Origin of the sequence: Streptomyces poriticola, from assembly GCF_036689765.1 — a bacterium.
GTDB lineage: Bacteria > Actinomycetota > Actinomycetes > Streptomycetales > Streptomycetaceae > Streptomyces > Streptomyces poriticola.
In genome coordinates, this window is the sequence record NZ_JBAGKH010000004.1 from 487,043 (window position 1) to 513,606 (window position 26,564).

Sequence of the window (26,564 nt, forward strand, 5' to 3'; positions counted from 1 at the left end):
CTCAGCCCTGCTGCCGGAGGAGCCGGTCGCAGGCTCTGACAGCGTTGTCGAGGGCTTCCTCGGGGCTCTCCTTGCCCTGGAGCGCCCTGGCCACCTCGTTGCGCAGGGCGGTCTTCATCTGCTCGCTGAACAGCACGGGCGTGTAGTTGACGGCGGTCTTCAGCGACCGGGCGGCGGCCACCCGGACCCGGGTCTCGTCGGTGCCGTCCTCCTTGGTGAAGTAGGGGTCGTCGAGCGAGCCGGCGGTGCTCGGGAAGACGGCGACCTGCCGGGCGAAGGACATCTGGTGCGCGGCGTCGGTGACGAAGTGCGCGAAGGCGACGGCGGCGGGCTTGCGCTCGCTCCGCGCGTTGACCATCACCCCCATCACATACATGTTGGCGTGGCCGGTGCTGGTGATCTGGTCGGTGATGCCGATGTTCTCGTACAGGTTCGGCGCCTGCTTCCTGAAGTTGGCGAGGTCGAGAGCACTTCCGGGGTTCATCGCGACGGCGCCGGTGAGGAACTTCTTGCCGGAGGACTCGGGTGTGGCGGTCAGCGCCTGTGCGTCCAGGGCGCCCGCGTCGTACAGCTCCTTGTACTCGGTGAGCAGTTGCACGCCCTTGGCGTCGTCGAAGGCGAAGGCGGTGCCCTCGTCGTTCATCAGGGGCACGCCGTAGCGGCCGAAGTCCTCGATGGTGGGCACGTTGGCGAGAGTGGCGACCTCGCCGTCCGTCCTCTCGGCCATCCGCCGGGCCTGGGTGAAGAGTTCGTCGTAGGTCGTCGGCGGCTTCTCCGGGTCCAGCCCGGCCTTCTCGAACAGTGACTTGTTGTAGAACAGCGGCCCCGTGTTGAGGTACCAGGGGAAGGCGTACGTGCCGTCCGTGCCCGGTATCCGGTGGCTCGCCCAGGCGCCCTCGAGGTACTCCTTCGCGTACTGCGGGGCGGCCCTGTCCAGGTCGAGGGCGAGACCGGCCCGGGCGAGCGGGGCGACCAGGTCCGGGGAGACGTTGACGACGTCGGGCAGGGTGCCGCCGGCGGCGTCGGCGCTGATCTTGTCGGCGTAGCCCTCGGCGGGCTGGTCGACCCACTTGACGTCGGTGCCGGGGTACTTCTTCTCGAACTCGGCGATCAGGTCCTCGAAGTAGTCCTTGAAGTTGGCCCGCAGGTTCCAGGTCTGGAAGGTGATGTCGCCCTGGACCTTGCCCGAGGCGTCGGTGGAGCCACCGCCGTCGCTCCCGGAGCCGCAGGCGCTCAGCGGCAGCAGGAGGGCGGCGACGGCGACGGTGGTGAGTGTTCTGCGCGGGGTGGGCACGGTGACACGGCTCCCTGGGCGGCGTCGGCGACTGGACGGCAGCGACCATGCCGTCAGGCGGCACGGAAAGTCAATGGACTCATCCGAACTAAAGAAATCTTCTGGGCATTAGTGCAGGTCAACAGAGTTGGAGCGAAAGAGTTGCGAGGTTGACTAATGCGCTTTAGAGTCACATCACTCAAGCGCATTAGTGATCTCCACGGAAAGGGGCCGGGTATGCCGCTCAGGCGGTCGGCCGCGCGTCGGCCGACGATGAAGGACATCGCGCGGCGCGCCGGGGTCTCCGAGAGCGCGGTGTCGTTCGCGCTGAACGGCCGCCCGGGGGTCTCCGAGGTGACCCGGGACCGGGTGCGGCGGGTCGCCGAGCAACTGGGCTGGCGGCCGAGCACCGCGGCACGGGCACTGTCCGGCGAGGGTGCCGCGACGGTCGGCTTCGTGCTGGCCCGGCCGGCGCACACGCTCGGCGTGGACTCCTTCTTCCTCCAGCTGGTCTCCGGCATCCAGCAGGTGCTGGCGGAGCGTCATCTGGGGCTGCTGTTCCAGGTGGCGGCGGACGTGGCGGACGAGTGCGCGGTCTACCGGCGCTGGTGGGCCGAGCACCGGGTGGACGGGGTCCTGGTGGTCGACCCGCGCACCGACGATCCGCGGCCGGACCTGCTGGACGAACTGGGGCTGCCCGCCGTCGTGATAGGCGGTGCACCGGACGAACGGCACCCCGGGGTGTCCACGGTGTGGGCCGACGACGCGGGGGCCATGGCCGCGCTGGTGGACGCGTTGTCCGCGCTCGGCCACCGGCGGATCGCGCATATCGCCGGGCTGCCCGGCCTCGCCCACACCGAGCGCCGTATCCGCGCCCTGCAGTCGGAGGCGGAGCGGCGCGGCCCGGCCGAGGTGCGGTCGGTGACGACGGACTACTCCGACGCCGAGGGAGCCGCGGCGACCCGGCGGGTCCTGGAGGGCCCCGCGCCGCCGACCGCCCTGATCTACGACAACGACGTGATGGCGGTCGCCGGGGTCGCCGCGGCGGCCGGGCTGGGCTTCTCGGTGCCGGGCGACGTGTCGGTGGTGTCCTGGGAGGACTCGGCGCTGTGCCGGCTGGTCAAGCCGTGGCTGTCGGCGCTGTCCCGGGACAGCGTGGAGTTCGGCCGTACGGCGGCGACGGAGCTGACCGCGCTGCTGGACGGCGGCCCGGCGCGCACGGTGCGGGTCCCGGTGCCGCGGCTGATCGAACGGGACAGCACGGGCCGCGCACCGACGGCGTGACCGGGCGGCTTCCCGACGCGCGATCGCCGGCGGAACCGGCGGCGAGGACGCCGACGGCTGATCCGCCGCTCCGGCGAGGACTCCGTTGCCCACCAGCCGCTTGCGGAACCGGTCGTCGGGTGCGGTGGCCCTCGTGCGGGCAGGGTCTGGTCAGGCGCGGGACACGCCTTGCCGAGGTCGCCGGGTGCGGTTTGCGGCGCGGGACGTGAGGTGTTCCCAATTGCGGTGCGCGATGCCGGCCTTCTGGTCGTCGGTGAAGGGGGCGTCCTCCAGGAAGGACCGGGCGACGCCCGCGCTGGTGTCCACGAAGGGGAAACCGCCGGGGCGGAACCCGTAGGTGAAGGGGTAGTCGGTGGAGTACAGCATCCTCTCGGTCCCCACCACTTCGGCGGTCCAGCGGAGGTAGCGGGGGCTGACGGTGCCGCTGCCGGCGACCCAGAAGTTCTGCTTGAAGTAGTCGGCGAGCGGGCGAGCCAGGCCACCGGCGTCGGCGAAGAATCCGGTGTGGTCGAGATAGAAGAGCACGACCTCTCCCCAGTGGCCGGCGATCACCTGGAGATCGGGGTACCGGTCGAAGACACCGGAGAAGATCATCCGCAGGTACTGCACGCCCAGGTCGTAGTACCAGCCGATGGCGGGCCCTGCCAGCGCGGTCCCGATGGGGCCGATGCCGGAGTAGTAGGCGTCCATCACCGCCTGGACAGGCATCTGCGGGTGGAAGTGGAGGGGGACCTGCAGCCGCTCCGCAGCGGCGTACAGCTCGTCGTACCCGGGGTCGTCGGCGAGCTTGGATCCGGTGCGCCCGTAGAGCATGGCGCCCGGGAAGCAGAGCTCGGTGACCGCCCGCTCCAGCTCCGCGGCCGCGGCCGACGGCGACTGGGTCGGGATCGCCGCAAGCGCCTGGAACCGGTCGGGGTTGCCGGCCACGACCGCCGCGAGCTGGTCGTTGGTGTCACGGGCCACGGCGACCGCGTCCGGGTCCGGCAGGTTCTGCACGCCCGGTGACGAGATCGACAGCACCGCCACGTCGACCCCCTGGTCGTCCATGTGCGCAAGCCTCGTCTCCGCGGTGTCGCGCAGTCGCCGGGCGACGGGACTGTCGCCGAACCCCAGGTTCGGCAGCTCCGGCACGCCTGCCCGCGACCACGCCTCCATGATCGCGGGCAGGGCGACGTGCTCTTCCAGTGCAGTGATCCGCAGCCGGTCGGTCATACGATGCCCCTTTGCTTTGTTTCCAATGGAATCATCAAGAGCGTATCAGTGATACTAACGACGGAACCATCGACGCGGTACCGTTGATCCATGTCATGGAGTCCACCTGGCGGGCGCAGCGCTTCCGACGCTGCGGCCGTCGGTCGCGAACAGGCCCGGCAGCGGGTCGTCGAGGCCGCCGTCGACCTGCTGACGCGAGGGGGTCGCGACGCGGTCACCACCCGCGCGGTCGCCGAAGCTGCGGGCCTGCAGGCGCCGGCCATCTACCGGCTCTTCGGCGACAAGGACGGGCTGCTCGACGCGGTGGCCGAGCACGGCTTCGCCGCGTTCCTGGCCACCAAGCACGTCGACCCCGACCCGCGGGACCCCGTCGAGGACCTGGGAGCCGGCTGGGATGCCGCGGTCGAGTTCGGCCTGGCCAATCCCGCGCTGTACACACTGATGTACAGCGAGCCCACGAGGGCCGCCTCGGCCGCCTTCAAGGCCGGCATGGAGATCCTGAGGGGCCGTATTCGGCGCCTCGCCGCCGGCGGCCGGCTCCGCGTCGACGAGGAACTCGCGGCCCAGATCATCCATGCCACGGCGCGCGGCGCAGTGCTCACCTGGCTGTCCCTGCCGGAGGACCGGCGCGACCCGGCCCTGTTGACCACGCTGCGGGAGTCCATGATCACCGCCGTGACCACTCAGCAGCCGTCCGTGCAGGAGGAGGGCCCGGCGGGCGCCGCCCGCGCCCTGCGCGCAGCGCTGCCCGAACAGACGACCCTCAGCAGCGCGGAGCAGCATCTGCTGACGGAGTGGCTGGGCCGCCTCGCCGCCGGCGGTTGAGGCGTCGGCGGCTCGTGCCCTCGCCGGGGTGAGGATCCGCATGAGGAGTGGCCGACGCAGCGTCGGCTGTCCGGTGGGTGCACGGTTCCTACGGCGGCGAGGACTGCGAGGCCCCGACACGCCCTTTCCATGGGCTGATCGGTCGTCAGGCTCGATGCTTCAAGTCGATCCCCTGGCGGCTCTTGAGATCACCTTGCCCGGACCCGCTTCCCCGGGCACAGTGCTGTCTGCGTACTCACCAGTAGCCAGCCGTATCGCACCCCGAGGAGCCTTCCGTGACCCACTGGGCCGGCCGGACCGCCGTCGAGATCGCCGCCGCCGTTCGCGAGAAGCGGGCCACACCGCGGGAGGTGGTCGCCGAACACCTCGACCGGATCGAGCGGCTCGACGGCCGGGTCGGCGCCTTCCGTACGGTGCGGGCCGAGGCGGCACTGGCCGAGGCCGACGCCGTGGGGGCCCGCGGAGACCTGGCCGAACTGCCGCTGGCCGGTGTGCCGGTGGCGGTCAAGGACAATCTGGCGGTGCACGGCGAGACCTGCCGCATCGGCTCCGCCGCGACCCCGGAGACCCCGGCCGACGCCGACCACGTCACCGTGGCCCGGCTGCGGGCGGCGGGCGCGGTCGTCGTCGGTCTGACCAACGTGCCGGAGCTGTGTGTGTTCGGCACCACCGAGGGCGTGCACGGCACCTCGCGCAACCCGTGGGACCCGACGCGGACGGCGGGCGGCTCCTCGGGCGGCAGCGCAGCTGCGGTCGCCGCCGGACTGGTGCCCCTCGCGCTCGGCAACGACGGCATGGGCTCGTTGCGCATCCCGGCGGCCAACTGCGGCCTGGTCACCCTGAAGCCGGGCCGCGGTGTGGTGCCGGCCGGGATCGGCGAGGGCGACTGGTTCGGCATGGCGGAGAACGGGCCGCTGGCCACCACGGTCGAGGACGCCCGGCTGATGCTCACGGTCCTCGCCGACGGTGCCCTGCCCCGACCCGAGACGGCCGTCACCCACCGGATCGCCGTCTCGCTGCGCAGCCCGGTCGCCGGGGTCACGGTCGGGCGGCCGTACGCGGCCGCCGCGCGTGAGGCGGCCGGGGTGCTGATGAAGGCGGGCCACCAGGTGCGGCGGGCCGACCCGCCCTACCCGGTCGCGCTCGGCCTGACCTCGCTCGTGCAGTGGACGGCGGGCACGTCGGTGGACGCACGGGGTCTGGATCCGCGGCTGCTGGCACGGCGTACGCGGGTACACGCGGCCGTGGGGCGACGCTTCACCCGCGCCGCGGTCGCCGGCCGCGGGCGTCAGCGGCTGCGCGAGCGGCTGGAGCCGTTCTTCGCCGAGTACGACGTGCTGCTCACCCCGGCCCTGGCGCGGCGCTCCCCGCAGTCCGCGCCCTGGCACGAGCGCGGCTGGCTGCGCAATGTCGCCGCCAACACGGCGTACTCGCCGTTCACCCCGCCGTGGAACCTGACCGGCTGGCCGGCCATGTCGGTGCCGTTCGGCACCCTGCCGTCGGGCGCCCCCTGCGCCGTGCAACTGGTGGGCCTGCCGGGCTCGGAGGCGGAGCTGATGGGGCTGGCGGAGCAGCTCGAGACCCTGCGGCCGTGGCGGCGGACGGCCCCGCTGGAGTAGGAGCCGCCGCCGCGGGCCGCTCGCCGTTCACAGCGCCCGGTACATGATGTGCAGCCCCACCGGCCCGTGCCGCGGATGCTCGTAGGCCTCCGGCACGGTGCCGAGGACGGTGAAGCCGAGTGAGGTCCACAGCTTCACCGCGGGGTTGGTCTCGACGACGGCGTTGAAGACCATGCCCCGGTATCCGTCGGCCCGGGCCGCGGCGAGCACGTGCTCGGCGAGGGCGCGGCCGGCACCGCGGCCCGCGTGGTCGGGGTCGACCATGAAGGCGGCGTTGGCGATCCGGGCGGCGGGGCCACCGTAGTTGGGGGTGACGTAGGCGGAGGCGACGACCGTGCCCGTGTCGTCCTCGGCGACGAGGACCCGCTTGCCGGGGCCCGTCCACAGGGCGCGGGCCTGCTCCTCGGTGGTGTGCGGGTCCCAGGCGTAGGTCTCGCCGGCGGCGACGATGCGATGCCAGAACGGCCAGATGGCCGGCCAGTCGTCCGCAGTGGCTTCCCTGATCAGCATGGGCGTGAGTCTGGCACGCCCATGCTGTCGGCGATATCCGGGCCGGTCCGGCGGCGGGGGCCGGCGGGAGCCGTCGGACCGGCGTCGGCGCGTCAGTCCACGCTGGGCAGGATGTGCGGCTCGGCGAGGTCGTCCTCGTACCCTGCCAGGCGGATCGGGGCGGACCGGGCCCACACGTCCAGGCTGCCGATCTCCCCGGGCCGGCGGGGCGCGCCCTCCGGGCGTTCCTCGGGGTCCTGATCGCGATTGGTCTTCTCCGGTGTCACCGCGCACTCCTTATGTGTCGGTCACCCTCGGGCGTCGCCGGTCAGTCTGCCGTCCGGTGCCTGACGCCCGCTCGGGTCTCGGTCAAGAGCAGTTCGGACGCGGTGGCGCCGGTAACTCCACTGAGAGCAGGCCGCTGTGCCCCGGCTCGTCCCATGACGGGCCGGTGGGTGTGGGTAGGACCCGTACTGCTGCCCGTCCGCTCCAGATTAACCAAATGAGCGGGGGTCCGCTCTATGGGGCTGAAAACTCCCGGTAACCATCGCGCGTCATTCAGCGCGCAGTTGGGCTTATTCTGCCCCCGTCCATCCCGTGATGTCCCGGTAGGGGTCACCCGTTCGGCCGACAGCGCCGCCCCTGTTCGCGGAGGCCGCCCGGGTGGTGGTTGCGCAGTTCAAGTGCCGTTGGCCGCCGCGCAAGCTCGTCATGGTCTGCTGACGGTCCGCAACGGCTGTCTCGCGGGAGGACCGACGGATGGAGCTGCGCAGCGTCGAGGAGCTGATGGACCTGCTGTACGCCTGCCGGGGCTCGCGGCACCCGGCCGGGCTCGGCGGCGGGCCGGTCGATCTGTACGAGCACGCGCTGCGGACGGCCGCGCTGCTGCGCCGCGCCCGCCCCGCCGACAAGGAGCTGCAGGTGGCCGGCCTGGTGCATCCCGTGGGCCGGCTGCTGTGGCCGGGCGAGGCGGCCGACGGCGCCGACCGGGCCGCGGATGCGGTCGGCCCGCTGCTCGGGGACCGCGTCGCCGGTCTGCTGCGCCGCCACGCCCGCGCGGACGCCCCGGCCGACGACGATCTGCTCCGTCTTCGCGAGGCACGGGACGAGGGCGGCACCGCCGTCTTCGACGCCGGGGTCCTGGAGGACTGGCGGACGATACTGGAGCTGCTGGCGTCCCGGCACTCCAGGCTGGGGGCCGTGGACTGACCGCGGGCGGTACGGCGCCGGGAGTGCCCGCGGCCGGGGAGGCCGCGCGGTGCCTCCGGCGGGGCGACGGGACCGCGGGAGGTCCGGCACGGGACCGGACCACGAAGGACACGTGACCGGGCGCTCCGGCCCGCCGGGCGCTGTGCGCGAGCACAGGGACGGCGCGGCCGGAACGGGCCGGCGGGTCACCGCCGTTGACCCGCCGTCACCACTTCCCGGGCGCGTAGTCCTTCAGGAAGACGCCGTACAGGTCCTCGCCCGCCTCGCCGCGGACGATCGGGTCGTAGACCCGGGCCGCGCCGTCGACCAGGTCGAGCGGGGCGTGGAAGCCGGCCTCGGCGAGGCGGATCTTGTCGGGGTGCGGGCGCTCGTCGGTGATCCAGCCGGTGTCGACGGCCGTCATCAGGATGTGGTCCTTGTCGAACATCTCCTGGGCGCTGGTGCGCGTGAGCATGTTCAGGGCGGCCTTGGCCATGTTGGTGTGCGGGTGCCCGGCGCCCTTGTAGCCGCGGCTGAAGACGCCCTCCATGGCGGAGACGTTCACGATGTACGTGCGCCGGGCCGCCGCGGCCGCCATCGCCGGGCGCAGCCGGCTGATCAGGATGAAGGGCGCGGTGGAGTTGCAGAGTTGCACCTCCAGCAGCTCGACCGGCGTGACCTGCTCGACGGACTGGATCCAGCTGTTGGTGTCGTGCAGGTCCGGCACCAGCCCGCCGGCGTCGATGGCGGTGCCGGCCGCGATGCGCTCCAGGGACGCCGAGCCGGAGACCAGCGCGAGATCGGTGACGTCCTGTGCGGTGAGCGCGCCACCGCCGGCGACGGGCAGCTCGGCGACGGCGCCCGAGCCGAAGGTACCGATCACCTCCGCGGCGGGCAGCTCACCGGCCGGCAGCGGGCCGGACTCGGCGGCGACCAGTTCGCTGTAGGCCTGCGGGGAGCGCCGTACCGTCTGGGCGGCGTTGTTGATCAGGATGTCCAGCGGGCCCTCGGCGGCGACCGAGTCGGCGAGCGCGAGGACCTGCGCGGGATCACGCAGGTCGATGCCGACGATCTTCAGTCGGTGGATCCACTCGGCACTGTCGGGCTGAGCCTTGAAGCGTCGGATCGCGTCGCCCGGGAAGCGCGTCGTGATCGTGGTGTGGGCGCCGTCGCGCAGCAGCCGCAGCGCGATGTACATACCGATCTTGGCGCGCCCGCCGGTGAGCAGCGCGCGCTTGCCGGTGAGGTCCGCGCGGGCGTCGCGGCGGGCCCGGTTCTCGGCGGCGCAGCTCCGGCAGAGCTGGTGGTAGAAGTAGTCGACCTCGACGTACCGCTGCTTGCAGACGTAGCAGGAGCGGGGGCGCCGGAGTATGCCCGCGAGGGCGCCGGCCTCGGTGCGGGAGGAGGGCAGGATGCCCTCGGTCTCGTCGTCGATGCGTTGCGCGGAGCCGGTGGCGGTGGCCTCGGTGACCGCCTTGTCGTGAGCGGTCTTGGCGGCCCGGCGCTCCTGGCGGCGGCGCTGCTTCACCGTCCGGTAGATGTGCGAGGTGGCCCGGCGCACCAGAACCGCGTCGGGGTGGTCGACGTCCAGCTCGTCGAGTTCCTGGAGCACACTGAGGCAGACGGCGAGGCGCTCCGGGTCGATGCCGGGTCCGTACGCGGACCCGGTCACCTCCTCGTCCGTGGTCGCCGAGCCGTGCTGTGTCACCGTCATCGCCGCTGCCGTTCCCTGGTCGCCCGTCGCGGCGCTCCGACTCGCGCCCGCTTTCGAACGCCGGATTTTACGCGAGCGCCGGGTCCGGCCGCCAAACCGACCGGATCGGCGACCGCCGGCGGCGGCACGATCCGGGGCCGCGCACGGCCGGAGCAAGGTCGCGGACGGCCGGGCCAGGGGCCGCAGACGCCGGGCCAAGGGCCGCAGACGCCCGGATCAGGGGCCGCCGGCACCAGGCCAACGGCCGCAGACGCCCGGATCAGAGGCCGCCCGGCACCGGGTCAGGGGTCGCCCGGCACCAGGTCAGGGGTCGCAGACGGTGATCAGCGCCGCCACCTCCTCGGACACGGCACCGGCGAGACGGTCCAGGTCCGGCACCGCCCGGCCGTCGGCGACCAGCCCGAAGTGGACCCGCCCGCGGTAGGTCGAGACGGCGACCGCCAGGGAGTGCCCGCGGGCCAGCGGGGCGAACGGGTAGACCTCGGTCAGCGGGTTGCCGCCGAGCCGCAGGCCGATGCCGGGCAGCGGCACGCTGGTGACCAGGATGTCGAACCAGAGCCGCGCCGCCCCGCCGACCAGCGGTCCACCGAGCCGGTGGCCGAGCGCGGGGACGTGGTCGGCCAGCAGTGCGACGGCACCCGCGCCGCGGCCGGGTCCGGCGTCCTTGTTGCGGTCCATGGCCGTGCGCACCGCGCCGAGCCGGGCGAGCGGGTCCGGGTCACCGACCGGGAGCCGTATCAGATAGCCGGAGAGCCGGTTGCCGGGCGGCTGGGCCCCGCGCGGCCGGCGCTTGGAGACCGGGATCAGGGCCCGGGGCGCCACACCCTCGCTGCCGTCACCTCGCTCGTCGAGCCAGCGGCGCAGGGCCCCGGCGACGACCGCGATCAGCACGTCGTTGACGGTGCCGCCCTCGGCCTTGCGGATGCGGTGGACGTCGTCGAGGTCGAGGACCACGCCGGCGGTACGGCGAGTGCCGGAGGGCACGGCGGTGAGCGCGGTCGAGGAACGCACGTCGAGGCCGGACAGGGCGGCGGAGGCACCGATGTCGAGGGCCCGCCCGGCGTCGGACAGCGCGCCGCGCAGCACCTCGGGCAGCCTGCGCACATCGGGGAGGCGGGCGTGCCGGGGCTCCTCGGGCCGGGGCCGGCGCGCGGGCAGGTCGACGGGGTCGAGGACGCCCGCGGCGAGGGTGAGCGCCCGCAGCCCGTCCGCCAGGGCATGGTGGAACTTGAACAGCACGGCGAAGGACGCCCCGTCCTCACCCGGCAGCACATGCGCCTCCCACGGCGGCCGGGTGCGCTGCAGCGGGCGCTGCATGAGCCGGCCCGCCGCCGCCTGGAAGTCGCCGGTGGGGGCGTGCAGCCGGACGTGGTCGAGCGGGTCGAAGCCGGGGTCGGGCTCGCGGGTCGCGCCGCCGAAGGAGAACGGGCGGCGCAGGGCGAGCGGGGGGTGCCACACGTCGCGGATCCGCATCCGCAGTCCGGGCACGCCGGCCGCGCGGGCGGCGAGCAGGTCCGCGGCGTGGGCGCCGGCGGTGGGCGAGCGGGCCTCGAACACGCCGAGCGCGCCGAGGTGCATGGGGTGCTCGGGGGATTCGATGTTCCAGAACGCCAGGTCGAGAGGTGCGAGCAGATCGGAAGTCAAGGGCGTGCCTCGCGTCGACGAACGGGTTGGACCAGCATTCCATCGCCCTTCGTCGATTACGGTCAAGTACGATCAGGCTACGTACAGTTAACACCAGATTAAGTCCCGTCCCGGCGAGAGGGCTGGGACTCATGGGGCGCATGTGGTCGTCACCGCAGGTGGGGCGGGTCCCGGAGGGTTTCGTCCCCCACCCGGACGGCCGTCCTCCGACCGTGCGTCGTCCATCCGTCCGGAACCCGTCCGGGCGATGGTCACGGCACCCGCTGCCCCTTGCCGAGGGCGATGACGCCGCCCCGGGAGACGGTGCGGAGCTCCGCGTCCCGCTCGGGGTCGACGCCGATCGCAGTGCGGCCTCGCCCCGTGCGGTGAGCCGGGGCAGGTTCGAACCGCCCATGTCGTGCACCGAGTTCTCGTCCACGGCGTCCGCGTGCAGCGCCTCGGTCAGCACCTTGGTGGTGAACAGGCAGTCGCCCGTCGACGCGTACACGCGTCCCGGGTCGCCGGGCAGGCCGGGAGGGTCGGCGGGCATCTCCAGGAAGTGCTCCACGGTCCGGTCGTCCGCGCCCGGGGTGATCACACCGAACGACGACGACTCGGTGCGCGGCACCCGGATGCCCGCCACGGTGACGCCCGCGCCGGATTCGACGTGCCGGGCGAGCATCTGCCGCGGGTCCATGCGGTAGACGTGGTCGGCGAGCGCGGTCCAGGAGCGGTGGCGGTGCACCCGGGCCCGCGGTCCGCCGCGGTGGCCTCGCCCCGGCAGTGCACGTCCAGGTCGACCAGCGGGGCGAGTTCGCGGGCCGGGAACTCCACGTGGACGCCCGCGCCGCCGTACACGTCCGGAGGGTACTCCCGGGTCGGCAGTCCCACACGCATCCGGATCCTCCCCCGTCGGCGGCTGGTTCCCTCATGGTCGCCCAGACGGGCGCCCGGGGAAGTACGCGGGACCTGCGCGGTCGTGGGGGCCTCCTGCAGGGCGCGGGGACCGAGGGGCAGCGGGGCCCGCTCGGGCCGGCCGGGCCGCGGCCCGGGTCCGGTCAGGGTCCGTGACCGGGTTCCGCCCACCCTGGGGATGACCGGGCCGCCCTCGTACTCCATCGGCAGTAGGACGCATTGAATGCTCTGGGACGACGACGGGAAGAACCCGGCAGGGCACAGTGTTGGTCATGAGAGCCGACCGTTCGCCGCGCCGGGCCGGGCGGACCACGTCCCGTGCCCGCATCCCGCAGAGGAGCCGCCGATGAGCGCCCTCGCCGTGTCCGTGCTGCTGTCGCTGGTCTCCGCCGTGGCCTATGCGGGCGGAGCGATCGTGCAGGAGCGCGTCGCGGTCTCCGCGCCCGGCGCCCAGTACGCCCCGCTGCGGCAGCCTCGGTGGTGGGCGGCGGTGGCGCTGAACGGCCTCGGCGGCCTGCTGCACGTGGCCGCCCTCGCATACGGCCCGCTCAGCCTGGTGCAGCCGCTGGGCGCGCTCACCATCGTCTTCGCCCTGCCCATGGCGGCACTGTTCGTGGGCCGCAGGGCCGGGGCAACCGCCTGGCGGGGCGCGATCATGGCGACGGTCGGACTCGCCGGACTGCTGTCCCTGGTCGGGGCGGCCGAGACGCAGTCGCTGGGCGGGGCGGAGCGGGTGGCGCTGGCCGCCGTCACAGCCGGTGCGGTGGTGTCGCTGATGATCGCCGCGCGGGCCGCGCACCGCCTCCCGGCGGTGCGCAGCATGCTGCTGGCGACCGCGTCCGGCGTCGCCTTCGGCATGTCGTCGGTGTTCACCAAGACGGTCGCGGTCGACTGGACCGGCGGGCTGTCGGCCGTCGGTCTGCCCACCCTCGCGGTGATCGGTGTGCTGGCCTCGGCGGGGGTGCTGCTGTCCCAGGCCGCCTACCGCGGCGCCGGCCTCGCCGCCCCGCTGGCCACGCTGACGGTGGTGAACCCGGTGGTGGCGGCGGCGGTCGGCATCACCATGTTCGGCGAGACGTTCCGCTACGGCGCCACCGGGACGGTGCTCGCACTGAGCTGCGGGGTGGTGGCGGCGGGCGGCCTGATCCTGCTGACGACGGAGCGGATCGCCCGGAGCGAGCGCGGGGACGTGCCCTCGGCCGCGCCGTCGCCGGAGGTGCCGGCCGGTGCGGAGGCGGTCGCGGCGCCCGGCCGGAAGGTGCCCGCCGGTCAGGTACCGCTGTCCGGCGTGCCCGAGCCGCGGGCCGCGGATGCGCTGCCCGCGGAGATCGCGGGGACCGGGACCGGGGCGCTCGCCGTGCCGGCCTCGCCCGAGCCGCTGGTGGCCCACGGCTACGGCCCGTTCTACGGCGGCCCGTACGTCCCGTTGCTGCTGCTGGACCCGCACCGGGTACGGGTCAGATCCTGACGCCACCGGCCCTGAGGTAGGCCACCGGGTCGACGTCCGTGCCGAACCCGGGCCCCGTCCGCACCTCGAAGTGCAGATGCGGGCCCGTGCTGTTGCCCGTGGAGCCGGCGCGGCCGATGCGCTGACCGGCGCCCACGCTCTGCCCGTCGCGCACGGAGATCGCGGAGAGATGGGCGTACTGGCTGTAGCGGCCGTCCGTGTGCCGGACCACCACCTGGTACCCGAAGGAGCCCGCCCAGCCGGCGCCGACGACCCGCCCCGCTGCGACCGACCGCACGGAGGTGCCGGTGGGCACGGGGAAGTCGACGCCGGTGTGATAGCCCTTCGACCAGGCGGAGCCGGCCTGGTGGTACGGCGTGCCGGTCGTGGCGTCGACGGGGGCCACGAGGGCGCGCCCGGTGGGCGCCTTGTCCCGTGCGGGACGCGTCTCCTCGGTGCTGCGGGTCTCCTCGGCGCCGCGGTGCTCGGCCCCGCGGTCCTCCTTGCCCGCCGGCGGGGGCGTCGTACGCGGGGCTGCGGCGGCCCCGCCGTCCAGCCGGAGCCGCTGGCCCGGGAGGATCAGGTCGGGGTCGGCGCCGACGGTGGCGCGGTTGGTCTCGTAGAGCCGCTGCCAGCCACCCTTCACCCGCTCGCCGTCCGCGATGCCGGACAGCGTGTCACCGGTGACCACCGTGTACATCCGGGCCTTTCCGGCCCGGGACTGCGGAGTGGTCTGGGGGCGGACGTCGGCGGCGGTGGCGGGGTCCTGGCCGGCGCCGGTCCGCCGCCCGCTGCCGTCGGTGGACGGGGCGGGCGGGCCGGAGGGCCGGACAGCGGGTGCGGCGCCGCCCCGGGTCAGTCCCGCGCGTACCGAGCACACCGGCCAGGCGCCGGGGCCCTGTCCGTCGAGCACCTTCTCCGCGACGGCGATCTGCTGGTCCCTGGTGGCCAGGTCGGCCCGTGGCGCGTACTGCGTGCCGCCGAACTCCTCCCAGGTGGACTGGGCGAACTGCAGGCCGCCGTAGTAGCCGTTGCCGGTGTTGATGTCCCAGTCACCGGTGGACTCGCACTCGGCGACCCGGTCCCAGGTGTCGGTGCCGGCCGCGTGGGCGGTGCCGGTGCCGACGAGCGGGAGCGCCATGCCGGCACCGCCCGCGGTGACGGTGAGTGAGGCGCGGTTGATCCTGTTCGGCTGGTACCGGCGGTGCCGGCCGCGTGCGGCCATGACCTACTCCCTCGACAACGCGTCAGGAGGGGCAAAAGTAAGCGCCGGGAACGAGCCATGACAAGACGGCAACCGGCCCCGTGGTCACGCCAAGTGGCCGGGAATCGGCGGTCATTGGCCGGAACCGCAGGCCGGCGGGGGCGATCCGCCCGGTTGCCGCTGAGCCGCCGGGCGCGTCCGTGCGTACTGGAGTGGTACCGGGGCCCGTGCCGGGCCCGCCGGACCATGATGTGCGGTCGGCGTACCGGCGCGTCAGGATGACCGGGAAGCGGTACCGGCGGGCACGACCGGCACCACGCTCACCGGCCGGCCGCACATACACCACCACGTCCCCTAGGAGCCAACGCAATGAGCACTACAGCGCAGATCGGCGTCACGGGTCTCGCGGTCATGGGCCGCAATCTGGCCCGCAACTTCGCCCGCAACGGCTACACGGTCGCGGTGCACAACCGGACGGCGTCGCGCACGCACGCGCTGGTGGAGGAGTTCGGCGGTGAGGGCGACTTCGTCACGGCCGAGACCGCCAAGGAGTTCGTGGCGGCGCTGGAGCGGCCCCGGCGGCTGGTGATCATGGTGAAGGCCGGCGGGCCGACGGATGCGGTGATCGAGGAGTTCGCGCCGCTGCTCGAGCCCGGCGACATGATCATCGACGGCGGCAACGCGCACTTCGCGGACACCCGGCGCCGGGAGCGCGAACTGCGCGAACGGGGCATCCACTTCGTCGGCACCGGCATCTCCGGCGGCGAGGAGGGCGCGCTCAACGGCCCGAGCATCATGCCGGGCGGATCGACGGAGTCGTACGACTCGCTCGGCCCGATGCTGGAGAAGATCTCCGCGAAGGCGTCGGACGGCGCGCCCTGCGTGACCCACGTCGGTCCCGACGGCGCGGGGCACTTCGTGAAGATGGTGCACAACGGCATCGAGTACGCCGACATGCAGCTGATCGGCGAGGCGTACCAGTTGCTCCGGGACGTCGCCGGGTACTCCCCCGCCCGGATCGCGGAGATCTTCCGGACCTGGAACACCGGCCGCCTCGACTCGTACCTGATCGAGATCACGGCCGAGGTCCTGGCGCATGTGGACGCGGCGACGGGGAAGCCGTTCGTGGACGTCGTGCAGGACCGGGCGGAGCAGAAGGGCACCGGTCGCTGGACCGTACAGATCGCTCTCGACCTGGGCGTCCCCGTGTCCGGTATCGCGGAGGCCGTGTTCGCCCGCTCGCTGTCCGGGCACATGGCGCTGCGGGAGGCCTCGCGCGGGCTGGCCGGCCCGCAGGCCGCGCCGCTGGGCGAGGCGGAGGCCGCGGCGTTCGCCGACCGGGTGGAGCAGGCGCTGTACGCGTCGAAGATCGTGTCGTACACCCAGGGCTTCCACGAGATCGCGGCGGGCGGTGAGGAGTACGGCTGGGACATCGACCCGGGCGCGGTGGCCTCGATCTGGCGGGGCGGCTGCATCATCCGCGCGGCCTTCCTGGACCGGATCCGCGCCGCGTACGACGCCCGGCCGGAGCTGCCGAGCCTGCTGGCCGACGAGGCCTTCGCCCGGGAGATCGCCGCCGCGCAGGACGACTGGCGCGAGGTGCTGGCCGCGGCGGTCCGGCAGGGCGTGCCGACGCCGGGCTTCGCCGCCGCGCTCGCCTACTACGACGCGCTGCGCGCCGAGCGGCTCCCCGCCGCGCTGACGCAGGGCCAGCGGGACTACTTCGGGGCGCACACCTACCGGCGGACGGACCGGGAGGGCTCGTACCACACCCTGTGGGGCGGGGACCGGTCGGAGGTCCCGGCGTAGCCGTCGGCCCGGGCCCGCGCCGTCCCACCGGGACCCGGTGCACCGCTCTCACACCGCTCTCGCACCGCTCAGGTCAGCGGCGGCCCGGGTTCCGGGTTCGGTACGGGCTCCGGGCCCGGGGGGATCGGGGAGGGGGACGGCTCGGGCGGGCCCGGCTGCGGGGGCGGTTGCGGGACCGGCCCCGGGGGCGGCGGAGGCTGCGGAGGTGTCGGTTCCGGGCCCGGTCCGGGAGGCGGCGGAGGGGTGGGTTCCGGGCCCGGTCCGGGAGGCGGCGGGGGCGTCGGCTGCGGGCCGGGCGGGGAGGGTGGCGTCGGTTCCGGGGCGGGCGGCGGCTCCGGCGGCGGGACCGGGTGCGGCTCGGGGTGCTGGGGGTCCGGGCCCGGCGTGGGTCCCGGCGGGACGGGGTCCGGGTAGGGGTCGGTCATGGCACGTGTCCTCCGGCCAGTCGGGCGACGTCGGCTCTGGACTACTCCCCCGCCTACCCGACCGTCCTGCCCCCACTCACCCGCCCGCATGACGGGCCGCGGGCCCGGGTGGACCAGACGGACCACCCGGATCAGACGGACCAGAAGGACCACACGGACCAGAAGGACCACCTGCGGACAGGCGTCCCGTGAAGTGACGCCCGGGGCCCCTGGGGGCCGCACCCGGAACCCGCCGCACGGCACTGTCACGGCACTATGCGGCCGACACCGCCGCCGCCCCCGCCGCCAGGCCCGGCCGTGGGCTGGACAGCACCGGGACGTCGGTGGCCGCCAGCTCCCGCGCCCGGGCCATGGAGGCCTGCGCCAGAACGATCACGTCGGCCCTCTCGACCGCGTCGGCGGCTGCGGCCACCCGTCGCAGATACCCGTCGGTGTCGCCGGCCCCGAACCGCTCCCAGGCGCCTTCGACCAGCCGGGTCCGCACATCGACGAGCCGACCGGCACGCCGCGCCTCCTCGGCGAGAAGACCGGCCGTCGGCGCGAGGGTGCTCTCCAGCGCGGCGAGAACGACGACCCGGCCCCCGGCGGACGTCGGGGCGGCGGCGACCGCGGCGGCGGCCATCGGCCGGTCGACCCGCAGCACCGGCACCCCGGCGGCACCGGCCGCCTCCTCCGCGACGGCGCCGAGGGTGGAGCAGGTGCACAGCACGGCCCGCGCCCCGTCGCCGACCGCCCGTCGCAGCGCCGCCCGGACCGCGTCGGTCACGGCCTGAGGCCCGTCGCGCCGGGCCCGGTCGAGCAGACCCGCCTCTACGTGGTGGCGCAGCTCCAGGCCGGGGTGGTGGGCGTCGCGCAGGGCGTCGAAGACCGGGACATGCACGGGCGACGTGTGCAGCAGAGCGAGCACCCGCGAGACGGCCCCGGCCGGCACCGTCAGCCGGCCACGGACTGCGGGCTGCGCCGCTGATCCGAGCCTGGCACCGGCTCGGAGGGATCGGCACCCAGGGCGACGATGCGGTTGTCCCGGTCCACGTGCACGACCCGCGGCTCCAGCGCCCGCGCCTCGGCGTCGCTGACCTGGGCATAGCTGATGATGATCACCAGATCGCCGGGGTGCACGAGATGGGCTGCGGCCCCGTTGATCCCGATCACGCCGGAACCCCGCTCGCCCTCGATCACATACGTCTCCAGCCGGGCACCGTTGGTGATGTCGACAATGTGCACCAGCTCACCGGGCAGCAGATCGGCGGCGTCCAGCAGGTCGGCGTCGATGGTCACCGATCCCACGTAGTGCAGGTCGGCCTGGGTGACGGTGGCGCGGTGGATCTTGGACTTGATCAAAGTTCGCAGCACTTTGGACTCCTAGAAGACGGCTCCCCGCCAGCTTTCTGCAGGTCAGGGGCGTCCCTCACTGTACATCGACATGTCTTCGACTCGAAGACCTCCAGGAAAATCGTGCGTTGTTGTGACCAGGTCTCCCGCCTGCGCATTTCTGCGCCAGCCAGGTGTCGCGAAGCCACCGACCAGGCGCACGCGCGAGGAACCGTTCGGGACTGATGCTGAGTGGGTGCTGACCTACCTGACGTCTCATCAGGCAAGTCGGCGGCATTGAGCCTGCTCGGGGGTAATCGGATCACGGCTCGCAGGCGAGTGCGAGAGCGGGACGGGAGAGCCGACCAGCACGCTTCCCCACCACACGATCGAACACTTCCTCGTCATTTCCCCTCTACGTCATGCCCAAGGCGCATCACCGTGTCGGAGGACAACGGTTGGGAGCGCGAATGATGTTCACATGTTTTCCGTGGCCCATCGGCCTCCAACTCGTCCATGAAGTGCCGAACTCATCGTCGTGGGGCTGGCTGCCACCGCCGTCCTGCACGGCCGCGTGCACGGTCACTGCTTCCGGCTCACGGCGACCTCAACCCGACCGCCCACCGCCTCCGCATCAACGTCAGAACGCCTGCTTGGACCTCCACCCGCGCCCCCCTCCTAGCAAACACCGAACCCGACGACTCCAGACCGGGGACCGTGGCCTGGCGCTTCTTGCCGCCCTCGCCGACCACTGGGACTGCGTCCCCCACCCGCCGGGCGGCAAGGCTGTCCGGGCCGTGCTGACGACGCCGGTCGAAGCGTGACGCACACGGCTTGGCTCTGGGAGGGCGATTACAAGTCCTCCTTGCCCGGATGCCGGAACACCGAGCTGGTCTGGACCGGAAGGACGTTCCCGTTGGATCGGCGGGATGCGAGTCGCCGAGCACGCTCCACGGCCCGTGATTTGTCTGCGCCACCGCGACTTCCGATCGGTTGGGGAAGCACGCCGTGGTCAAGCACACGGGTTCCCCGGGGTGCGTTCGGTCAGGGTCTGCGCGCGACGCATCGGCACCCGGTGTTTCCCGGCGGCCACGCGGTGGCTCCGGCCGGTGGGGTCGACGAAGTGGACCGGGACCGGACTGGACACCACAGCCTGCTCGCCGGAGATCTCGACCTCAACCAGTCCGTACGGAGTCGGCGCCACGCCGGCCACCTCGCCCAGTGGGCCCGGCCGCGGGGCGATCCGCACCCGCTCGAACCCGGGCAGATCCGGCGAGATGCCCAGCACGTGCACGATCAGGTCGCGGGACGGAGTGCTGGACCAACCGTGCACGGGCGTGCCCCAACCCCAGCACTCGCCGAAGGTGTCGTAGCCCTCACGCAGGAACACTGACCAGTCGCGGACCAGGTCGACGAACCGGATGCCGTGGCCCGCGCGGGCCACGGCGTCGTGCGCGACGTAGCTGAAGAAGGGCTGGGCACGTACGATCTCGTGGTCGACGTCCCAGTCGATGCGCTGGATGCCGCGCCGCTGGTCCTCCTCCTTCTGGATGTCGTAGCCGCCGTCGCCGCCGATCCAGGAGCGGGTGACGACGGCAGAGCGGTCGATCATCGCCGCCGCGATCGCCCGCCACCGCTCACGCGGCGCGGGGCCCGCGACGATCGCGGCGGCGTTCGCGGCCTGCGAGGTGGCCGCCGGCGCTTTCCGTCGACGATGTGGTCGACGTACAAGCCCCGGCGCGGATCCCAGAAATCCTCGAACGAGACCGCCACACCCGCGTGCCGTTCCCGGGCCGCCGACCCGGCGTTGCCGACTCAGTCGCACAGGTCCGCGTACTCGGCGAGGCCACGGGCACACAGCGCGGACACTATGGAGGTGCGGGCGGTGGTGAAGGCGCTCGACCAGTCCACCAGATTCCACTCCGGCAGGTCGCTCAGCGTCCCGTGCTCGTCGAGGTGGAGCTCGTACCAGCGCAGCACCCGCTCCACGGTCGGCAGACATGGGGCGAGGCGGGTGCGGTCGCCGGTGTAGCGGTAGAGGTTGTGCACGCCGTGGACCCAGTGCAGTGACCAGTCGGGGATGGTGAACCCGCCGAACTGCTCAAAGTCACCGGCCACGCTCAGCGGCAGGATGCCGTCCGGACGCGGCGAGTTAGCCAGCTCGACGTAGTGCTCCGCCAGCCGCCAGTCGTCTTTCATCGCCAGATGCACCATCTGGTGGGCGACTCGATCACCGGTCCAGGCGCGCTGTTCGCGGCTCGGGCAATCGGTGTACGCGTCGGTGGAGTTGAGCTGAACGGTGCGGACACCCGCGCGGTAGATGCGGTCCAGCTCCTGGTCACCGCTGGTGAAGTGGGCCCCGCCCGACTGCGGGTACACGTGCTCGTGAACGGCCGCGTCCACCAGGGTCACCTCAGCGCCGTCGGGGGCGTGCGCCGTCAGGTGGAGGTAGCGCAGGCCGGCCGGTTCCAGGGCGGAGTAGGTCGCCCGGCCGCCCGAGCAGATGTAGCGGGCGCCGGCCTCGTAGTCGGAGGTGGTCTCTGTGACACCGACGCGTTTGGGCTCCTCGCGGTGGCCGAGCTCGAGGACGGTGCCGGGCGAGGCGTCGACGGTCAGTTCCACGAAACCCGTGGTCAGCGCGCCGAAGTCGAGAATGGCGTCGAGCCTCTGGTCGCGGTCGATCGAGGCGGACAGTGGCAGACCGGCACGGACCGACGTACCCGGGTCCTCAAGATACTGCACCACGCGGGCCGCCGGATGCGGGCTCGCCCAGTGCGGCTTCGGCCGGACTCGGGCGTCCAGGACCGCCGTCGGCCGTACGGTCGGGCCGCCGAGCACGATCGGCCGGGGGAGCAGCTTCCCCCGTACGGACTGACCGGTGGCCGACTGCGCCCGAGCCCGCCCCAGTGCCTGGCCTTCAAGATGGTTGCGGTCGGCCAACCGCTGTCGTCAAGGCCAGGGCCGGTCCAGCCGGTTGGCAACGCTCGGGCGTCCAGCACCTCGCAGGGGACGCCGAAGGAGCCCAGCATGCTCCACGCGGTGGAGCGGTGCACGCGCCACGAGACGTCGCTGGAAAGGTCGCAGGCTCCGTCCCACCGCGCATCGAGTACGAGACAGGCGTCACCGTTGATGCCGCCCTCGGGCGGCGCCAACTGCCACCACGACGTGGCCCGGCCGTAATAGGAGACCAGCACCGCGATCACGTTCGGGCCGCGGCGCAGATGCCGGACCACATCGAACGCCACCCCCGGATCAACGACGCCGCTCAAGTGGACGCTGTCCCGGCTGCGCGTCGAGCCCGTTACCCAGGCCCTCGCCCAGTCCGCCGCCCTGCTGCGCACGGCCGGCCTCCACGGCCACAAGTACGCCATCGACGCCATGCTCTGCGCCACCGCCCTCGCCCAACCGGGCCGGGTCACCATCCCTGACGTCCGACGTCGAGGACATTACGATACTCACCACCGACCACCGACCACCGACCACCGGCGCGTGACCGCCGAGAAGGTCTGACCACACCGGCGTGTCCCAGCCGAACTCCGGACTTCCTGACCGACGTGGCCTTGTCAATGGCCGGAACTACAGCTCGGCCCCCAAGAAGTGCCGCCGCTCGGCGCACCCATGCTTCTACAGCGCGCGCAAAGGGGCCGGAGGCGTCAACCCCGGCCCTTCCTGATCAGGCCCACTGAGACGATCTCCCGGAACTGGACGGACTGCTGCTCCTGGAGACGCCATGGAAGCGACGGACATGCCAGCCGGTTCGTCACGTGCCGTCGCGCCGACCGAGAATTCCCAGCCTTGCCATCTTGACCCGCTGGTAGCCCTTGGCGACGATCTCTTGGTGCAGGACGGCGCGATGTGCTCGCCTTCCTCCCATCACTGCCGCAGGGATTCCAGGGAGGGATCGAGGCTGGTGGGGCTGGCCCCCGTCTGCTTCCTGCAGGTAAAGGGCGGCCTCCGGAGCCTACAACGATTCGCATCTGCGGTCAGATGTCCCAGAGTGTTTCAGGACTCACACTGGCCCAGTGTTGACTCTCCCAGCACGCCATCAGGCATCGGCAAGCGCCGCGTCCGGGACACTCCACCTCCTCCCACCCTGCCGACCGGCTGAGCCCATGGACGCACATCGGGGCTGATGCGTCCCCAGGTCCTCCGGCTACAGCGAGACCGCCGCCAGCACGAGACCACGGCACACCAGCCACCGGCCGCCGACCGCCATGGGCGCCTTGCCGGCCCAGCCGGGCCGCTGGCGCAGGACCCTGGCGCGGAAGAACGGTATCTCGGCTTCGAACTCCACCTCGGCGTCGTCGAAGCCGAGGCGGTCCCCCGTCATGGAGAACCAGCTCTTGAAGACCGACTCCTTGGCGCTGAACAGCAGACGGTCCCAGTGCACCGAAGGGTAGGAGTCCGCCAGCACAGCCAGCGCGGCACGCTCCGGGGCGATCGTCACTGCCTCCAACACCCCTTGTGGAAGCGGGCGGTGTGGCTCGGCATCGATGCCGAGCGACATGACATCCTCGCGGCCGGCCACCGCGGCAGCGCGATAACCATGGCAGTGGGTCAGGGATCCCACCACTCCATCAGGCCACGACGGCACACCGTGCTCGTCCGGCGACAGGGGAACGGCCGGTCGGCCCAGCGCTGACAGTGCCGCACGGGCGCAGTGGCGTCCCATGGCGAACTCCCGCCTCCGCGCGTCCACCGCACTTGCGATCGCAATCTCTTCCTCCGGGAACAGTGAGACGTCCGCCACGTCACCGAACACCTCCGCAGTACGCACCCCCGCCGGCACCAGACCGGCGATCAGGCCCGCGACCAACCGTCCCTACTTTTCGGAGCGCCCCAAAACCTTTGCGTGACAGGTGAATTAGGATCCGACGGCAACAGTACAGCTTGACTTCCGTGTCGAAGGCAGGAGAACCAGCATGAAGCACATCGATTCCGTGGCCCCCGGCGATATCAGGTACGAGGACTTACGCCGGGGCGAGAACCTCCGCTTCGTCGGCGATCCGGAAGAGATACATCTGGTGGGATCCGCCGCTGAGATCGAGCAGGTTCTTTCGCGTGCCGTGCGGTCGGGCAAGCGGGTGGCCGTGCGCAGTGGAGGGCACTGCTACGAGGACTTCGTAGCCAATTCAGACGTCCGTGTGGTGATGGACATGTCGCGGCTGTCGGCGGTCGGATTCGATGAGGAGCGCGGCGCGTTCGCCGTCGAGGCCGGTGCCACTCTGGGCGCGGTCTACAAGACGCTGTTCCGGGTGTGGGGCGTGACGCTGCCCGGCGGGGCGTGCCCCGATGTGGGGGCGGGCGGGCACATCCTCGGTGGGGGCTACGGCCCGCTGTCCCGGATGCACGGCTCGATCGTCGACTATCTGCACGCGGTCGAGGTCGTCGTGGTCGACGCGTCGGGCGACGCGCGGACCGTGATCGCGACGCGCGAGCCGAGCGATCCGAACCATGATCTGTGGTGGGCGCACACCGGGGGCGGCGGCGGGAACTTCGGCGTGGTCGTCAGGTACTGGCTGCGGACCGCCGAGGCCGACGTACCGCCGGAGCCCGGCCGGCTGCTGCCGCGGCCGCCGGCCGAGGTGCTGCTCAACACGACGGTGTGGCCGTGGGAGGGGCTGGACGAAGCGGCCTTCGCGCGGCTCGTACGGAACCACGGCAGGTGGTTCGAGCAGAACAGCGGCCCCGACTCCCCCTGGTGCGACCTCTACAGCGTGCTGGCCCTCACCCGCAGCCAGTCCGGTGCCCTCGCGATGACCACGCAGCTCGACGCGACCGGCCCGGACGCGGAGAAGCGGCTGGAGACATATCTCGCAGCGGTCTCCGAGGGTGTGGGCGTGCAGCCGCACAGCGACACGCGGCGGCTGCCGTGGCTGCACTCGACGCGCTGGCCCGGGATCGCCGGGGACGGCGACATGACCGGACGGGCCAAGATCAAGGCGGCGTATGCGCGCCGGAGCTTCGACGACCGGCAGATCGGCACCCTGTACACGCGCCTGACCAGCACCGACTACGACAATCCGGCCGGGGTCGTCGCGCTCATCGCCTACGGCGGCAAGGTCAACGCCGTCCCGGCGGACCGGACCGCGGTGGCGCAGCGCGACTCCATCCTCAAGATCGTGTACGTCACGACCTGGGAGGACCCCGCGCAGGACCCGGTCCACGTGCGGTGGATCCGCGAGCTGTACCGGGACGTGTACGCGGACACCGGCGGCGTACCGGTACCCGGTGGCGCCGCCGACGGCGCGTACGTCAACTACCCGGACGTCGACCTCGCGGACGAGGAGTGGAACACCTCCGGGGTGCCGTGGTCCGAGCTGTACTACAAGGACGCCTACCCGCGCCTCCAGGCGGTCAAGGCGCGCTGGGATCCGCGGAACGTGTTCCGGCACGCACTCTCCGTGCGGGTTCCGCCGGCCTGAGACGGCACCGAGGGGTACGGATTCCCGCGCGGGGACCCGTACCCCTCGGCGCTTCCGCCCCTGCCCGCCCGCGAGTTCAGCGGTCACTAGGGGATCGATAGGGGTGTAGGGGCCAACGATCGTTTGATTACAGTCGGCAATTGCCTTTGCGTGTGCCGCAGGGGGCGTTTCTCATGCATTTCACTTACTGGGGGATCACGGTCGCATGTCTCAATTCCGCGACGGCTTCACCGAGGTCGGGATACCGGACGACGCAATCGCCATAGTGGGGCTCTCCTGCAGACTCCCCGAGGCCCCCGACAAGAGCGCGTTCTGGGAGCTGCTCCGCGACGCGCGGCATGCGATCGGGGAAGTGCCGCAGGACCGGTGGAACGCCGAGGAACTTCCCCCCGCCGCACGGCACGGCGCCTTTCTCGACCGGGTGGACACATTCGATCCCGCATTCTTCGGCATATCGCCGCGCGAAGCCTCGATGATGGACCCCCAGCAGCGGCTCATGCTGGAACTCTCCTGGGAGGCTTTCGAGGACGCCAGCATCCCCCTGCGGCAGGTGCGCGGCAGCCGTACCGGGGTCTTCGTCGGTGCGATCGCGAACGACTACGCGGTGCTGCTGAACCGGCAGGGACTGTCCGCCGTCACCCAGCACTCGCTGACCGGGACCCAGCGCGCCATCATCGCGAACCGGGTGTCGTACACCCTCGGGCTGCGCGGTCCCAGTCTCACCGTGGACACCGCGCAGTCCTCCGGCCTCGTCGCCGTCCACCAGGCCTGCGAGGCCCTGCGCTCGGGCGGTTGCGAACTCGCCGTGGCGGGTGGCGTGAACCTCAACATCGTGCCGGAGAGCGCCCTCGCCGCCGACCGGTTCGGCGGGCTGTCGCCGGACGGCCGCTGCTACACCTTCGACGCCCGCGCCAACGGCTATGTCCGCGGTGAGGGCGGCGGGGCCGTCCTCCTCAAGCCCCTCGCCCGGGCCCTGGCCGACGGTGACTCGGTCTACTGCGTGATCCGCGGCGGCGCGGTCAACAACGACGGCGCCACGGACGGACTCACGGTGCCGAGCACGGCCGCGCAGAGCGAGGTGCTGCGCCTGGCCTACGACCGGGCGGGCGTCGACCCGGCGGACGTCCACTACGTGGAGCTGCACGGCACGGGCACCGCCCTCGGCGACCCCATCGAGGCCTCGGCCCTGGGCGCCGTCCTGGGCACGGCCCCCGGCCGCCGACTGCCCCTCACGGTCGGCTCGGCCAAGACGAACGTGGGACACCTGGAGGGTGCCGCCGGAATGGTCGGTCTCCTCAAGACCGCCCTGTCCCTCCATAGGCGCCAGATCCCGGCCAGCCTCCACTACGAGACACCGAACCCGCGGATCCCGCTGGACGAACTCAACCTGCGCGTGCAGCAGTCGCTGACGGACTGGCCGGAGCCGGAGTCCCGGCCGGCGCTCGCGGGCGTCAGCTCCTTCGGGATGGGCGGCACCAATTGCCACCTGGTCCTGCAAGGGGTGCCGGCGGCCGAGCCCGCGACCCGTGACGGCGGCCGGGCTGAGCGTCGGGCCGGTGTGGTGCCGTGGGTCCTCTCCGGCCGGGGGGAGGACGCCCTGCGGGCGCAGGCCGAGCGGCTGCGGTCGTTCGTCGCGGACCGGCCCGAACTGGGTGTGGACGCCGTGGCGCAGTCCCTGGTGACCTCCCGCGACGCCCACGAGAACCGGGCAGTCGTCCTCGGATCGGACCGGGAGAGCCTGCTGAACGGGCTCGCGGCACTGGCCGCGGGAGAGCCTGCGTCGCGGGTCGTACGGAGCCGG

General features: G+C 72.6%; 20 protein-coding genes and 3 pseudogenes. 9 read left to right on the forward strand and 14 right to left on the reverse strand.

Annotated features, from left to right (window positions below; all coding sequences use genetic code 11):
* Position 1 precedes the first annotated feature (1 nt).
* Positions 2 to 1,294, reverse strand: a complete 1,293-nt coding sequence (locus tag V5O46_RS09840) for an ABC transporter substrate-binding protein (RefSeq protein WP_332884100.1) — start codon at positions 1,292 to 1,294, stop codon at positions 2 to 4.
* Positions 1,295 to 1,510: 216 nt separating this feature from the next.
* On the opposite strand from V5O46_RS09840, the gene V5O46_RS09845 reads away from it, so the two are divergent.
* On the forward strand, positions 1,511 to 2,557 hold the full coding sequence (locus V5O46_RS09845) for a LacI family DNA-binding transcriptional regulator (RefSeq protein WP_332884101.1): 1,047 nt from the start codon (positions 1,511 to 1,513) through the stop codon (positions 2,555 to 2,557).
* Between the two features lie 150 nt (positions 2,558 to 2,707).
* On the opposite strand, the gene V5O46_RS09850 is transcribed toward V5O46_RS09845, so the two are convergent.
* Positions 2,708 to 3,769 carry an amidohydrolase family protein gene (locus V5O46_RS09850; RefSeq protein ID WP_332884102.1) on the reverse strand — a complete coding sequence of 354 codons (1,062 nt, stop codon included), beginning with the start codon at positions 3,767 to 3,769 and terminating at the stop codon, positions 2,708 to 2,710.
* 90 nt (positions 3,770 to 3,859) lie between these two features.
* Between V5O46_RS09850 and V5O46_RS09855 the strand changes: the two genes are divergently transcribed.
* Both V5O46_RS09855 and V5O46_RS09860 read left to right on the forward strand, forming a co-directional pair.
* Positions 3,860 to 4,594, forward strand: a complete 735-nt coding sequence (locus tag V5O46_RS09855) for a TetR/AcrR family transcriptional regulator (RefSeq protein ID WP_332884103.1) — start codon at positions 3,860 to 3,862, stop codon at positions 4,592 to 4,594.
* Positions 4,595 to 4,869: 275 nt separating this feature from the next.
* The gene (locus V5O46_RS09860) at positions 4,870 to 6,213 is read left to right on the forward strand and encodes an amidase (protein ID WP_332884104.1); all 1,344 of its coding nucleotides are present in this window, start codon (positions 4,870 to 4,872) and stop codon (positions 6,211 to 6,213) included.
* Positions 6,214 to 6,240: 27 nt separating this feature from the next.
* On the opposite strand, the gene V5O46_RS09865 is transcribed toward V5O46_RS09860, so the two are convergent.
* Both V5O46_RS09865 and V5O46_RS09870 read right to left on the reverse strand, forming a co-directional pair.
* Positions 6,241 to 6,723 carry a GNAT family N-acetyltransferase gene (locus V5O46_RS09865; protein ID WP_332884105.1) on the reverse strand — a complete coding sequence of 161 codons (483 nt, stop codon included), beginning with the start codon at positions 6,721 to 6,723 and terminating at the stop codon, positions 6,241 to 6,243.
* Between the two features lie 92 nt (positions 6,724 to 6,815).
* Positions 6,816 to 6,989 (reverse strand): hypothetical protein, encoded by a 174-nt coding sequence (locus V5O46_RS09870; RefSeq protein WP_332884106.1) that lies wholly within the window; start codon positions 6,987 to 6,989, stop codon positions 6,816 to 6,818.
* 472 nt (positions 6,990 to 7,461) lie between these two features.
* Between V5O46_RS09870 and V5O46_RS09875 the strand changes: the two genes are divergently transcribed.
* On the forward strand, positions 7,462 to 7,911 hold the full coding sequence (locus V5O46_RS09875; protein WP_332884107.1) for a hypothetical protein: 450 nt from the start codon (positions 7,462 to 7,464) through the stop codon (positions 7,909 to 7,911).
* A gap of 205 nt (positions 7,912 to 8,116) precedes the next feature.
* Here V5O46_RS09875 and V5O46_RS09880 read toward each other — a convergent pair whose 3' ends face one another.
* From V5O46_RS09880 to V5O46_RS09890, 3 genes and pseudogenes are all read right to left on the reverse strand, one after another.
* The gene (locus tag V5O46_RS09880; protein ID WP_332884108.1) at positions 8,117 to 9,604 is read right to left on the reverse strand and encodes an SDR family NAD(P)-dependent oxidoreductase; all 1,488 of its coding nucleotides are present in this window, start codon (positions 9,602 to 9,604) and stop codon (positions 8,117 to 8,119) included.
* A 303-nt stretch (positions 9,605 to 9,907) separates the two neighbouring features.
* Positions 9,908 to 11,248 (reverse strand): wax ester/triacylglycerol synthase family O-acyltransferase, encoded by a 1,341-nt coding sequence (locus tag V5O46_RS09885; RefSeq protein WP_332884109.1) that lies wholly within the window; start codon positions 11,246 to 11,248, stop codon positions 9,908 to 9,910.
* Positions 11,249 to 11,591: 343 nt separating this feature from the next.
* Positions 11,592 to 12,124 (reverse strand): annotated as a pseudogene (locus V5O46_RS09890) (sugar phosphate nucleotidyltransferase); the annotation flags it as partial.
* Between the two features lie 364 nt (positions 12,125 to 12,488).
* Between V5O46_RS09890 and V5O46_RS09895 the strand changes: the two are divergent.
* The gene (locus tag V5O46_RS09895) at positions 12,489 to 13,610 is read left to right on the forward strand and encodes a DMT family transporter (protein ID WP_332884110.1); all 1,122 of its coding nucleotides are present in this window, start codon (positions 12,489 to 12,491) and stop codon (positions 13,608 to 13,610) included.
* On the opposite strand, the gene V5O46_RS09900 is transcribed toward V5O46_RS09895, so the two are convergent.
* Complete coding sequence (locus V5O46_RS09900) at positions 13,600 to 14,814, reverse strand: transglycosylase family protein (RefSeq protein ID WP_332884111.1); 1,215 nt, start codon at positions 14,812 to 14,814, stop codon at positions 13,600 to 13,602. The genes V5O46_RS09895 and V5O46_RS09900 overlap by 11 nt on opposite strands.
* Before the next feature lie 348 nt (positions 14,815 to 15,162).
* Between V5O46_RS09900 and gndA the strand changes: the two genes are divergently transcribed.
* On the forward strand, positions 15,163 to 16,602 hold the full coding sequence (gene gndA / locus V5O46_RS09905) for an NADP-dependent phosphogluconate dehydrogenase (protein WP_332884112.1): 1,440 nt from the start codon (positions 15,163 to 15,165) through the stop codon (positions 16,600 to 16,602).
* A gap of 678 nt (positions 16,603 to 17,280) precedes the next feature.
* Here the strand turns inward: gndA and V5O46_RS09910 are convergent.
* The 5 genes and pseudogenes from V5O46_RS09910 to V5O46_RS09930 all read right to left on the reverse strand — a co-directional run.
* The gene (locus V5O46_RS09910; protein WP_332884113.1) at positions 17,281 to 17,934 is read right to left on the reverse strand and encodes an aspartate/glutamate racemase family protein; all 654 of its coding nucleotides are present in this window, start codon (positions 17,932 to 17,934) and stop codon (positions 17,281 to 17,283) included.
* Positions 17,935 to 17,960: 26 nt separating this feature from the next.
* Positions 17,961 to 18,380, reverse strand: a complete 420-nt coding sequence (gene panD, locus V5O46_RS09915; protein ID WP_332884114.1) for an aspartate 1-decarboxylase — start codon at positions 18,378 to 18,380, stop codon at positions 17,961 to 17,963.
* A 970-nt stretch (positions 18,381 to 19,350) separates the two neighbouring features.
* Positions 19,351 to 19,950, reverse strand: a complete 600-nt coding sequence (locus tag V5O46_RS09920) for an alpha-L-rhamnosidase C-terminal domain-containing protein (protein WP_332884115.1) — start codon at positions 19,948 to 19,950, stop codon at positions 19,351 to 19,353.
* 203 nt (positions 19,951 to 20,153) lie between these two features.
* Positions 20,154 to 21,278 (reverse strand): family 78 glycoside hydrolase catalytic domain, encoded by a 1,125-nt coding sequence (locus tag V5O46_RS09925; RefSeq protein ID WP_332884116.1) that lies wholly within the window; start codon positions 21,276 to 21,278, stop codon positions 20,154 to 20,156.
* A gap of 32 nt (positions 21,279 to 21,310) precedes the next feature.
* Positions 21,311 to 21,541, reverse strand: a pseudogene (locus V5O46_RS09930) (hypothetical protein); the annotation flags it as partial.
* Between V5O46_RS09930 and V5O46_RS09935 the strand changes: the two are divergent.
* Positions 21,440 to 21,831, forward strand: a pseudogene (locus tag V5O46_RS09935) (hypothetical protein). The pseudogenes V5O46_RS09930 and V5O46_RS09935 sit on opposite strands and share 102 nt — an antisense overlap.
* Before the next feature lie 660 nt (positions 21,832 to 22,491).
* Here the strand turns inward: V5O46_RS09935 and V5O46_RS09940 are convergent.
* Positions 22,492 to 23,154: a 4'-phosphopantetheinyl transferase family protein gene (locus V5O46_RS09940; RefSeq protein WP_332884117.1), complete on the reverse strand. Its 663-nt coding sequence runs from the start codon at positions 23,152 to 23,154 to the stop codon at positions 22,492 to 22,494.
* Between the two features lie 106 nt (positions 23,155 to 23,260).
* Between V5O46_RS09940 and V5O46_RS09945 the strand changes: the two genes are divergently transcribed.
* Both V5O46_RS09945 and V5O46_RS09950 read left to right on the forward strand, forming a co-directional pair.
* On the forward strand, positions 23,261 to 24,763 hold the full coding sequence (locus V5O46_RS09945; RefSeq protein WP_108908236.1) for an FAD-binding oxidoreductase: 1,503 nt from the start codon (positions 23,261 to 23,263) through the stop codon (positions 24,761 to 24,763).
* Positions 24,764 to 24,968: 205 nt separating this feature from the next.
* The coding region (locus V5O46_RS09950; protein ID WP_332884118.1) for a type I polyketide synthase at positions 24,969 to 26,564 on the forward strand (1,596 nt) is incomplete at its 3' end.